This is a genomic window from Flavobacterium sp. (assembly GCF_031409475.1).
In the GTDB taxonomy this organism is placed as follows: Bacteria; Bacteroidota; Bacteroidia; order Flavobacteriales; family Flavobacteriaceae; genus Flavobacterium.
Genome location: NZ_JANNXH010000002.1, coordinates 17,404 through 29,674 on the forward strand (window position 1 = coordinate 17,404; position 12,271 = coordinate 29,674).

The window sequence follows — 12,271 nt, forward strand, 5'->3', positions numbered from 1 at the left end:
AAGAATTTTTTAGTCTGCTAAAACAATTACTTTATTGTCTTTCATTTCAATTGTTCCAGATTCAATAGCGAGTGAGTAATTTTGGTCGTTTATCTTGGTAAACAAATTTTCCGACTCTTTGCTAAACTTAAAACTGTTTGCTGTAATCTTCAATTTCCCTTTTTTGAGCAACGAAACTATTGGTGCGTGATTATTCAATATTTGAAAATCTCCAACTACTCCTGGAAGATAGATTGAAGTGATTTCGCCTGAAAATAATTTTGCTTCTGGTGATACTATTTCTAATAACATATTTTTAAAGTTAGAAGTTTGAAGTTAGAAGTGGGAAGTAAAGTTAAACAACTTATAACTTCCCACTTCTAACTTCTAACTTAATTAAGCTTCTGCCAACATTTTTTCTCCTGCTTCGATAGCATCTTCAATGGTTCCTTTAAGGTTGAAAGCTGCTTCTGGCAAGTGATCTAATTCTCCATCAATGATCATATTGAATCCTTTGATAGTATCTTTAATATCCACTAAAACTCCTTTTAATCCTGTAAATTGTTCTGCAACGTGAAACGGTTGAGACAGGAAACGTTGAACTCTACGAGCTCTTGAAACTGATAGTTTATCTTCTTCAGATAATTCTTCCATACCAAGAATTGCGATAATATCTTGCAATTGCTTGTATTTCTGAAGAATTTCTTTTACTCTTTGTGCACAGTCATAATGCTCATCACCAAGAATTTGTGGAGTCAAAATTCTAGAAGTAGAATCCAATGGATCTACTGCTGGATAAATACCTAGTTCAGCAATTTTACGAGACAATACAGTAGTTGCATCAAGGTGAGCAAATGTTGTTGCTGGAGCTGGATCGGTTAAATCATCCGCAGGAACGTAAACCGCTTGTACCGATGTAATAGATCCTTTGTTTGTTGAGGTAATTCTTTCTTGCATTGCACCCATTTCGGTTGCTAATGTTGGTTGGTAACCCACCGCCGATGGCATACGACCTAAAAGTGCCGAAACCTCTGAACCTGCTTGAGTAAAACGGAAGATATTATCAACGAAGAACAATACATCTTTTCCTTGATCTGAACCTGCACCATCACGGAAATATTCTGCGATAGAAAGTCCAGAAAGTGCTACACGAGCTCTTGCTCCTGGTGGCTCATTCATTTGTCCAAAAACGAAAGTAGCCTTAGACTCTCTCATTCCTGGCATATCAACTTTAGACAAATCCCATCCTCCATTTTCCATAGAGTGCATGAATTCTTCCCCGTATTTTATAATTCCTGACTCTAACATCTCACGAAGTAAGTCATTTCCTTCACGTGTTCTTTCTCCTACTCCTGCGAATACTGAAAGTCCACCGTGACCTTTTGCAATATTGTTAATCAACTCCTGAATCAATACTGTTTTACCAACACCTGCACCACCAAACAATCCAATTTTTCCTCCTTTTGAGTAAGGCTCAATCAAATCGATTACTTTAATACCCGTGAATAAAACTTCCGAAGAAGTTGATAAATCTTCAAATTTTGGAGCTTGACGGTGAATAGACATTCCGTTGTCTCCATCTTTTGGCAAGTTTCCTAAGCCGTCAATGGCATCACCAATTACATTAAACAAACGTCCGTAAACGTCTGCTCCAATTGGCATTTTTATTGGGTTTCCTGTTCCAACCACTTCATAACCTCTGCTCAAACCGTCAGTTGAATCCATTGATATGGTTCGAACGGTGTTTTCTCCAATGTGAGATTGTACTTCAAGAACTAATAAAGTTCCGTCTTTTTTAGTGATTTCTAATGAATCATAAATTTTTGGAAGTTCAACATCTTTACCGTTGAAAACTACATCGACAACTGGTCCGATGATTTGGGCAACTTTTCCTATTACTTTTGACATTGCTTATGTATTTATTAAATAGCTAATTTGGTTTATGAAATAGAAACAAGCCGAACGAAATGCTTAGACTTGTTTTTCAGAGTGCAAAGATAATTTTTTAAAATATAAATATCAATATTTTTTTATAAAAAATTAGCCCAATTTTGAAGTGCCTTCTACAATTTTGAAATTATATAATACAGCTTGGTTTTAAAACAAAAAACCAACACGAAATACATGTTGGTTTTTTTGAAAATATTGTTTTTAAACTCTTAAAGAGCTCTAGGGAATAAAATTCTATAATCGTAAAGACTTACTCCTTTTAAATTAGATTTATAAGTAGTGTTTATTGCCTCAATAAATTTGTTAGCAAATAATGCATAACCTCTTGGCGAAACATGAACTCCATCTAACGAAAAACCGCCGCCTGTTACAAATTTATCGGTTACATTATACCCATTTGCTGATATTCCTCCATTTGCCAATTGAATCATTAAAGCGTTTATGTCAACAAAAGCAAGGCCTTTGTCCATTGCTTTAGCTTTAATTTTAACATTATAGGCATCTGTGGCTGTTTTCAGTAATACTATTTCTCTGAATGTTAATGTTGCATTGTCTTCCATTGGGAATGTTACCCCAATAGTACTATTTGTAGGTGGATAACCCGCTTTGTTCGTTCCAATCGAACCAGCTTGAGACAAAACAATATAATCTCTTGTTGCTGTAGCATTACTGGCATGTCTCGCTTTTCCGTACAATGCTCCTAGGAAACCAGCAGTTGCTGCAGGATAATTGAATGGTGCACCTTGAAATGCTGTAGTATATAACGTTGTTGCATCATAGGTTTGCATTTCGTCAGAAATTAGTAGCGGATTTGTTGAACTAGCGGTCAATGTCTGGAACCGTGCCGGTTGCCCTGCAGCTGCTAACATGCTATTCATAGCCCCAAATAATGGGTTCAATTGTGCGATTTGCGCAGCAACTAAAGGTACCGGATTTGTAGGAACGGTTGTAAAATGAGGAATCGTGTATACATAAGGAATATTTCCTGTAACTCCTTTTGCTCCTGCTGACGTAAGTGTATTTACTAAAGCATCATACGTAGCGTCAAAGCCTACACCTGCAACACCTGCTGATGGTGTGATTGGATCTGTACCATCTCCACCTGATAAAGCATACCCTAAAACATCATTGCCACCAATCCATAATGAAAAGAAAGTTGGTGTTTGAGCCATGGCGTAACCCAATACTGATGTGGTTGCGTTTGTAGCAAAACGAGCATAATAAGGGCTTGCAGTTCCTAACGCAAGTCCTGCAAAGCTACCATAACTTGGAGATAACAAATGGAAACTTTTTGCTCCTGGTACACCAGCATTATTATATGGTCCAGCGGCAGCTACTGCTGGATTAAGAATCTCTGTTGTTGGCGTTCCTGGAACTGGTACTGGACCAACTCCGTTGAAGTACAATCTTGGTCCCATAAATTGAGTTCCGTTTATTTTAAACCCACCAATGTTATCTGCCATGAATGGAATTTTAAATTCGCCTCCACCAACTAAAGCAAATTGTTGTGCCATTATATTGACAAAAGATCCTTTTTGCCCTTCTATAAACAAAGCACTGTCAGAATATCCAGCGGTGTAAGAATCACCTACAGCTACGAATTTAGTAAAATTAGCTTCTCCAGCCGTTAGTGGTAAACCGTCAGATGAGTTTTCGACAATAGTTTCTTCATCGTTATTATTACAAGCTATAAAGGTTACTGAAACCAGAAATAGCATTTTGAAATTTTTTATCATGATTTTATATTTTTATATTTTTTTATTTTGGATTAATGGTCCAAGAAACAAAATATTGTTGCCCAATAAGTCCAGCTCCAAGTACTTGTCCGTATTCTTTTCCTCCAATGTTTGTTGCTCCTATTTTTACAGTTGAGTTGAGTTTTGAAACACCAAAATTAATTTGAGCATCAACCACTGTAGCAGACTCTATCATTCCATCTACCATTGTGGATTGCCATAAATATTCACTATTCCAACGTCCGCTAATATTGAATCCAAAATTTTTGAATAAACTATCGTTTCCAAAAGATACTTTTGCTTTATGCTTTGGTGTGTTGAAACCTGCTTCAAAATCTGTTGCTTGAGTTTGGTCAAAATCAAATTGTGCATAATTGTAATTTGCACTTAATTCAAAGTTTTTATACACTTTTTTGCTAAGGCCTAATCCAAATCCCAAAGATTTTATTTCAAGGTCTGTATTAGTGTACAATTGGAAAGCTCTTACATTTCCGTTTGCAAGTGCATGTACAGTTTGTGTACCTAAATCTGTTGGTGCACCGGCAGCGTTTGGAGCATCTTGAGCTACTCCGTAAAGTGGAGCTATTACAGTAACGTTTCCAATAAAATCATTATAAATGTTGTAATATCCGTTGATGTCTAATGCGAAACCGTGAACTAATCCTCTGTATCCTAAGTCAATTGCTTTAACCGTTTCTGGTTTTACTAATGGAGCAATCGATTTTTTTAACAACAGTGCTCCTGCAATTGGATTTGTCGCAGCTAATGCTGCAAAAGCATCTACAGACGATTTTGTATAAGAATTATAATACGCATTAGTACCTGTAACTACAACTGTAGATCCACCTGCAAAAAATTGTCCTGTAGGGGTTAAAATATTTCTTGTTTCTTTATATCGTTCTAAGTTATCTGGTGCCGCTCCAACTAAAACTGCTCTACCAACATTGAATCCGATATATTGATCTTGAGTTGTTGGGTTTCTGAAACCTGTTTGAAATGAGGTTCTAAAAACATGTTGTTTTTTTTCATCAATTGCCAAAACTGCTGATATTCTTGGAGAATAATTGCCTTCGAAATTTTTCGCTTTGTCATAACGAATAGATCCAACAAGTTTTAATTTTTCGTCGAATAATTTTTTCTGAACTTGGGTATAAACACCATACTCATTATAATTTATAGGCGAATCTTTATCCGTATATATTCTACCGCTAGAATTTAATTGGTATACTCTATAAGAACCACCAACTTGAATTTCTGCTGGTTTAAATATGTCTTTTAAATTATAATTAGCATCTGAGTGATAAATTCTTGAATTATCTACTAGTTTTGCTCCAGTTAAATTATCTGGATCTGCAATTACTTTAGCTAAAGCTGCTTTAAACTCTGGAGTTCCAGCTGCAAATCGTATTCCTCTTGGTTCTGATGGATTTAAAGGATTCGTGTTTGGAATAAGAGTTAAACCTGTTGGGGATATATTGTAATCCGCAAAATTTCTTGCAAATGCATGCGCTTGTGCTGGAGTTGCTCCTAATAGCAAGGTAGATCTGGCATAAGCCGTTCCGTAATCTGTGAACCAGTTTGTGTTTCCTTTCCAAGTAGCATTAAGATTTACAGCAGCAAATGTCATATCATACGATTTACCACCATCTTCAGTAGTAGTATATCCTCTAACAAAGAAATTTTTACCTTTAATTTCTAATTTATGCTGCTCCATAAAGAAATTGTTCAAATTGTAACGGTTCGCTCCTTGATAAATAGAGTTACCAAATCCAAATTTACTTTGCCAAATAACTTCAATATCTTTAAAATTAGTTGACTTTGCCCATGGTTTAAAATGAAGTGAAAAGTCAATTTTTGTGTTTCTAACAATGCTTTCTGACAATTCCGTTTCATTATATCCAGTTCTTGAAACTAAATCAGTTGGTAACGTTGGCGCTGCAATTACCGATGCTGCTTCGTCGCCATAAACGTTTATACCATCGTAGCCATAATGAGTTCTTGTTCTTCCTGCAACTGTTCTATCGTTGTAGTTTGTGGCATACCAGTCAGTTCCGCTCAAGAAACTAAAATTAGCTTTTGCTGCAAAATAGGGAGAGAATGCTTTTGCAATTCGTACACCATAATCCTTGAAGTCATTTACTCCAGCTGCTTGCTGGCTTGTTTGTCCATACTTCATATAGGCTGTTACGCCTTGGCTGGTAAAAGGACTTTTACTGGTCATAAACAATATACCATTAAATGCATTTGCACCGTATAATGCTGATGATGCTCCAGGAAGTAACTCTACACTTTGGACATCTATTTCCGAAATTCCAATTAAATTTCCTAAAACGAAATTCAACAAAGGAGATGCATTATCCATTCCGTCAACCAATTGCATAAATCGGGTATTGGCAACAGTTGCAAAACCACGTGTATTAATTGACTTGAATGATAAACTACTGGTGTTCATTTGAACTTCTTTTAAGTTTTCAAGTCCATCATAAAAAGTAGCAGACGCTGATTTTTTGATGTCCTTAATCCCCATTCTTTCAATAGTAACAGGAGATTCTTTGATTCGTTCTGGAGTTCTCGATGCCGAAACTACGATTTCATTAAGTTTTGTTTCTTCATCGGCTAACTTTACCGCAAGTTTTTGATCAGTTGAAGTTACACTTAAACTTTGTGTTTCAAAGCCTATACTTGAAACTTCGATTGTAAAGGGTGGTTTTTTTGATGAATTTAAAGTAAATTTTCCATCGGAATCCGTTGCCGTTCCATTTGATTCTCCGGTTACTCTGACATTGGCGCCAGGAATAGGCTGATTGTTACTGTTTGTAACGGTACCTGAAATTGTATTTTGAGCAAAAGTAATGCTGCAAAAAAACAAAGACAAAATAAGTAAGTACACTTTCATTGGGTTAAATTTTGTTGGTTTAGGAATCGAATGTACTAATAATTTTGTTATTAATAAAAAAACGTGAAAAAAAATTCATAATTAGCACATATATTAAAACTATACAAAACAATTCCTATTATAGTTTATTAAATTTTTAATAGAAATTTAGTTAAAGTGTGAAATAATACTATGCATACATATAAAATAATGCGAAAAATGGAATAAATATTAAAAAAAGCGTTTTCAATATTTTATAAAAAAAAAAGCATCTTACAAGATTTTGTAAAATGCTTTTTGAGAATTTAAGTGCTATTTATTCTACCGTTACCGACTTTGCTAAATTACGAGGTTGATCAACATTACATCCTCTCATAACCGCAATATGATACGACAAAAGTTGCAACGGAATTGTTGTAATAAGTGGTGATAATGCATCCGAAGTTTCGGGAATTTCAATAACATAATCAGCTAATTCACGAACTTGAGTATCGCCTTTAGTTACTACTGCAATGATTTTTCCGCTTCGGGATTTAATTTCCTGAATGTTACTTACAATTTTGTCATAATGTCCTTGCTTAGGAGCAATAACTACTACTGGCATTTGAGCATCTATTAATGCTATTGGTCCGTGTTTCATTTCTGCTGCAGGATAACCTTCGGCATGAATATAGGAGATTTCTTTTAGCTTTAATGCACCTTCGAGTGCTACAGGAAAATTATAACCCCGTCCTAAATACAAACAATTAGGTGCGTCTTTGAAAATAGCCGCAATTTCTTTAGCTCTATTATTAGTTTCTAATGCTTCTTTTACTTTTTCAGGAATTATTTCTAATTCTTGTAAATATTGATGAAAATTAGCGTGTGATAGCGTTCCTTTGGCTTTAGCCAAACGCAAAGCAATCATCGTTAAAACAGTAATTTGTGTAGTAAAAGCTTTGGTCGATGCCACACCAATTTCTGGCCCAGCATGTGTATATGCTCCAGCATGTGTTTCGCGAGAAATGGATGAACCCACTACGTTACAAACTCCAAAAACAAAAGCACCATTTTCTTTAGCTAGTTTTATTGCAGCCATGGTATCTGCAGTTTCTCCAGATTGAGAAATAGCGATTACGATGTCTTTTTTATTTATAATTGGATTTCTATATCTAAACTCAGATGCGTATTCAACCTCAACTGGGATTCTGGCAAACTCTTCGAAAATATATTCTGCAACTAGTCCTGCGTGCCATGAAGTACCACAAGCTACAATAATGATTCTTTCGGCGTTTATGAATTTCTCTAAGTTATCTTCAACACCTGACATTTGTATTAAACCTTCGTTAGCGTGAAGTCTTCCACGATAGGTGTCTTTAATAACGCTAGGTTGCTCGTAAATTTCTTTGAGCATGAAGTGTTCGTAACCTCCTTTTTCTATTTGCTCTAAGTTCATTTGAAGCTCTTGTATATAAGGATCAACTAATGAATCGTCTTTAATTTTACGAATTTTCATTGGTTTGTGTAACCTTATATTTGCCATTTCGCCGTCTTCTAGATAAATGGCATTCGAAGTATATTCTATAAATGGCGAAGCATCTGAAGCAATAAAATATTCTGCTTCTCCAACACCTATTGCTAATGGACTTCCTAGACGTGCTGCCACAATTTCGTTTGGGGTTTTCTTGTCAAATACTGCAATCGCATAAGCTCCAACAACTTGATTCAATGCAAGTTGAACTGCTTTACCCAATTTTAATTTTTCTTTAATTTGAATTTCTTCAATAAGATTTACTAAGACTTCGGTATCTGTATCAGAATGAAATACGTAGCCTCTTTTTATTAATTCCTCTTTTAAAGGTGCGTAGTTTTCGATAATTCCGTTATGGATTATTGCTAAATCACCCGAATTAGAAAGATGTGGATGTGAGTTTACATCATTAGGAACTCCGTGAGTTGCCCATCGTGTGTGGCCAATTCCTATGGTTCCGTTTGTGGTGATTTCTTTAGAAGCTCTTAATTCGAGATCCGAAACCTTTCCTTTTGTTTTTGACAATTTGAGTTCTTTACCATCAAATAGCATAACTCCTGCACTATCATATCCTCTATATTCAAGTCTTTTTAGTCCTTTTATAATTATAGGGTATGCTTCTCTGTGTCCAATATATCCAACAATTCCACACATAATTTTGGTTTAATTAGGTTTCGTATAATAAATTTCAAGTTTTAGTCTTTTGTCTAATGGCACTGTTGATTTGCTTCCGTAAAGTATCGTTCCTAGTGGATTCATTACTGATGCTTTGGGTGTTTGAAAATAATAATTTGGTTTAATTGTGTTGTCTTGTAGAGGTGTTTTCCATTTATTAGAAGCGATTGTACCAATATCTTCGGTTACAACAAGTCCTAGTTTAATATTTGTTGAATCTGCATTTTTTACAAGGCCTCTAATTTGATCTGTAATTCTAATTTTATAAGTTAAACCTCTTTTTGTTGTTGCGTCTAAATTAATGTTTCCGTCAAAAACAAGTTTTGCTTTTTTTGTTGTTATGCCCGACGATCCATCTGTATAAAAATCGACTATTGGCCGGTTGTTATTTAAATCAAATAAATAAATGCGTTGTGGTTCGTAGATATTGTCTGTAGCGTTAACCATACTTGCAGCGTCAATATGAAAAACTAAATTGGCTTCGTTGATTAGCCACTTATTATTTCTCAAATCGTCTAATTCATCCGAAACTCCGTTTGCACCAATTGTTGCAACTCCATTTGAGTCATAACCTCTAACGTCTTGCGCTCCAAAAAGGCTAATTACTGCCATAGAACCAACTCCACCTTTTAAATATAACTTTTCATCACCCAGTGTTTTATCGGCAGAACTCAACGCTGAAGTATACGCTGGATTAGCGTTACTGTTTTGTAACAAGCTTACGGTGTTTCCGGTCATGTTAAGTATAATGGCTTTTTCAGCTCTGGAAATTGTTGTTACTCCCCCAGTTGTAGTAGATAAATCTTCTTTGTATTTAATTGTGATTTTTCCTTTTTTAAAGTCTAGCATGGCAAGGCTTCCGGAATTACTTCCAGAATTTTCAACCTTGAAATACAATCCTCTAAAATATTCTTTAAAAGCCTCGGCGTTTGTAAGTTTTCCGGCTGCAGCTTGGATTATTTTTGTGTTAAAAAAAGTTTTATTTAAACTCAATCGCATTCTTGGTGCTAAATAAGTAGTAGTCACTTTTCCTTCTGCATCTGTAGTAATTTCTGTGTGTTGCAATGGGCTAAACGCAAACTCATTATTCTCAGAAACACTAGCATTGTCGTTTAAACGTGATCCAATTTTAAAATTATCGAAATCAGTGTTTTGGTCTGTAAAATATTTTTGTGGGTTTAAGAATCCACCAATAGGATCTACATCTCGCATAAAATACCCAGACTCATACACACTTAATTTTATAGCAGGAAGTTTTGGAGTCTTAGGGAGATAAATAGAATCCAACTCATATGAATTCCCACCAGCTGTAATTGCAGTTATTTTTGGATCTACAAAATAGGGCACTTCTAAATATACAGCGTCAATAATAGGATTAGCTCCAATTGTAGGATTGTAAGAATCCATGCTTAATTGTGTTGCAAAACTTGCAATGGTTTTGCCAAAAGCGGGGTTTTCATAAATACCAAGTGGATTTACAACAAGATTATCAGATTGAAGAGCGCCTATTTCTTGATTGTATGCTGTTACACTATAGGTAGTACTATTAAAATCAAAGTTGTTTTCGCCTATTAAATCGGCACCTATTTCATTAAAATCTTTATCACAAGAAGCGAAAAAGGCAATTGTTGCAACTAATAAAATTTGCTTAAAAAAAGAATTATTGTACATGTTAAATAGAAAAAATTTAATTTATAGAACTACATTTTTATAGAAAGTAGTATACGCTTCTGCGAATTTTTCTTTCGGTGTGAAAGGTAAAAAAGGTTTTCCCGAAGATTCTATAAATTTTGTTAAACTTGAAGACACGTTTTCCGAAGCTATAATAACCGCGTCAGAATGCTTTATAGTAGCTTTTATAATGTTTTCGTAATCAGGGTTTTCTAGGTCTAGAATTGCTTCGTGTGGAATTCCATCAAACTTAACTTTATTAATCATTTCAACATCTAAACTCCCTTCAAAAGACTGTCCGTAAACTGATGTGACGATTTTGGTTTGAGAAAACAAAGCTTCGTTTTTGTAAAAATGCTTCATGTAAATGGGCAACATTGCCGCTAACCAACCGTGAACATGAATAATATCGGGCACCCAATTCAGTTTTTTTACGGTTTCAACAACTCCTTTTGCGAAAAAAATAGCGCGTTCATCGTTGTCAGAATACAACACACCTTCCTCGTCAGTGAAAGTAGCTTTACGTTTAAAATATTCATCGTTATCAATAAAATAAACTTGAATCCGTTCCTTAGGAATTGATGCCACTTTTATAATCAATGGCATATCTAAATCGTTCACTACTAAGTTCATCCCCGAAAGCCGAATTACTTCGTGCAATTGATGCCTTCTTTCGTTTATATTACCATAGCGAGGCATAAAAATTCTTATTTGTCCTCCTTGGTTGTTAATCATTTTTGGGACATCATAAGACATCAAAGAAACCTCATTTTCAGCTAGATAAGGTACCACTTCAGATGATACATATAATATTTTCTTATCTTCCATATTTTAATTTACTTATTTATTGGCAATAAAAACCATGCAAAATTACAAAAATTTATGCAGTTATTGCCTAAAATATTATGTTTGTATTTAATTTCAACAAAACCACTATGCCTGTTTTCTACAGAAAAGCTACATTCAACACGTATTTAAATTCGATTAAATCCCAGAATTCTACTCTAGGATTTATTCCAACTATGGGTGCTTTACATTTAGGGCACTTGTCCTTGATGCAACAATCATTGTCCGAAAATAAGTTTACAGTTGTTAGCATTTTTGTGAATCCTACACAATTTAATAACCCAGTTGACCTCGCTAAATACCCAAGAACATTGGAATCAGATTTAGAAAAAATTTCTAATTTGAATGACCAAATTATAGTTTATGCACCTTCAGTTGAAGATCTTTATGACGGCAATCCTATATCGCAGTCTTTTGATTTTGATGGACTAGAAAATCAAATGGAAGGAAAGTTTAGGCCCGGTCATTTTGATGGGGTTGGAACGATTGTTAAACGATTGTTTGAAGTTGTCAATCCTACAAATGCCTATTTTGGCGAAAAAGATTTTCAACAATTACAAATTGTAAAAAAAATGGTTCAAAAAAACCACTTAAATGTTAACGTAATTGGCTGTCCCATTTATAGAGAGTCTAATAATTTAGCCATGAGTTCTAGAAACGAACTTTTAACTGTTCAAGAAAGGCACGATGCATCTATAATTTACAGCACCTTAATTACTTCAAAGGAAAAGTTTAAAACAAAAAGCGCCCAAACAGTTGAGCTTTGGGCGAAAAAAAACTTTGAAAAAGACAAAACCTTCAAATTAGAATACTTTCAAATTGCAGACGAAGCAACACTTTTGCCTTGTTTAATTAAAAATAAAAATAAAAAATACCGTGCATTCATAGCGGTATTTGTCAATAATATCAGATTAATAGATACCATATTATTAAATTAATACTTCAAATTTTGCTTTATATTAAAAGCAAATAAAGTATTATATTGCTGCTCTTTTAGCCTATGTTTTTAATTTCAAAAACCCAATGATT

Annotated in this window: 8 protein-coding genes; 1 reads left to right on the forward strand and 7 read right to left on the reverse strand. The window is 34.6% G+C overall.

Annotated features, from left to right (window positions below):
- Window positions 1-9: 9 nt before the first annotated feature.
- From RMO53_RS00125 to RMO53_RS00155, 7 genes are all read right to left on the reverse strand, one after another.
- Window positions 10-291 carry a F0F1 ATP synthase subunit epsilon gene (locus RMO53_RS00125; RefSeq protein WP_310377290.1) on the reverse strand — a complete coding sequence of 94 codons (282 nt, stop codon included), beginning with the start codon at window positions 289-291 and terminating at the stop codon, window positions 10-12.
- Window positions 292-375: 84 nt separating this feature from the next.
- Complete coding sequence (gene atpD / locus RMO53_RS00130) at window positions 376-1,887, reverse strand: F0F1 ATP synthase subunit beta (protein WP_310377292.1); 1,512 nt, start codon at window positions 1,885-1,887, stop codon at window positions 376-378.
- A gap of 251 nt (window positions 1,888-2,138) precedes the next feature.
- Window positions 2,139-3,665, reverse strand: coding sequence for a G-D-S-L family lipolytic protein (locus tag RMO53_RS00135; RefSeq protein WP_310377293.1), 1,527 nt, complete (start codon window positions 3,663-3,665; stop codon window positions 2,139-2,141).
- 22 nt (window positions 3,666-3,687) lie between these two features.
- Complete coding sequence (locus tag RMO53_RS00140; protein WP_310377295.1) at window positions 3,688-6,561, reverse strand: TonB-dependent receptor domain-containing protein; 2,874 nt, start codon at window positions 6,559-6,561, stop codon at window positions 3,688-3,690.
- A 295-nt stretch (window positions 6,562-6,856) separates the two neighbouring features.
- The gene (gene glmS, locus RMO53_RS00145) at window positions 6,857-8,704 is read right to left on the reverse strand and encodes a glutamine--fructose-6-phosphate transaminase (isomerizing) (RefSeq protein ID WP_310377297.1); all 1,848 of its coding nucleotides are present in this window, start codon (window positions 8,702-8,704) and stop codon (window positions 6,857-6,859) included.
- A 9-nt stretch (window positions 8,705-8,713) separates the two neighbouring features.
- Entirely contained in the window at window positions 8,714-10,396 is a 1,683-nt protein-coding gene (locus RMO53_RS00150) for a DUF4270 domain-containing protein (protein WP_310377299.1), read from the reverse strand.
- A gap of 21 nt (window positions 10,397-10,417) precedes the next feature.
- A complete protein-coding gene (locus RMO53_RS00155; protein ID WP_310377301.1) occupies window positions 10,418-11,224 on the reverse strand; it encodes a glycogen/starch synthase in 807 nt (268 codons plus the stop codon).
- Window positions 11,225-11,301: 77 nt separating this feature from the next.
- Here RMO53_RS00155 and panC point away from each other — a divergent pair, with 77 nt between their 5' ends.
- Entirely contained in the window at window positions 11,302-12,180 is an 879-nt protein-coding gene (panC, locus tag RMO53_RS00160) for a pantoate--beta-alanine ligase (protein WP_310377302.1), read from the forward strand.
- Window positions 12,181-12,271 lie beyond the last annotated feature (91 nt).

Coding starts and splice junctions, on each gene's coding strand:
- RMO53_RS00140 (WP_310377295.1), bottom strand. CDS start 6,561: ATGAAAGTGTACTTACTTATTTTGTCTTTGTTTTTTTGCAGCATTACT.
- glmS (WP_310377297.1), bottom strand. CDS start 8,704: ATGTGTGGAATTGTTGGATATATTGGACACAGAGAAGCATACCCTATA.
- RMO53_RS00150 (WP_310377299.1), bottom strand. CDS start 10,396: ATGTACAATAATTCTTTTTTTAAGCAAATTTTATTAGTTGCAACAATT.
- RMO53_RS00155 (WP_310377301.1), bottom strand. CDS start 11,224: ATGGAAGATAAGAAAATATTATATGTATCATCTGAAGTGGTACCTTAT.
- panC (WP_310377302.1), top strand. CDS start 11,302: ATGTTTGTATTTAATTTCAACAAAACCACTATGCCTGTTTTCTACAGA.
- RMO53_RS00135 (WP_310377293.1), bottom strand. CDS start 3,665: ATGATAAAAAATTTCAAAATGCTATTTCTGGTTTCAGTAACCTTTATA.
- RMO53_RS00125 (WP_310377290.1), bottom strand. CDS start 291: ATGTTATTAGAAATAGTATCACCAGAAGCAAAATTATTTTCAGGCGAA.
- atpD (WP_310377292.1), bottom strand. CDS start 1,887: ATGTCAAAAGTAATAGGAAAAGTTGCCCAAATCATCGGACCAGTTGTC.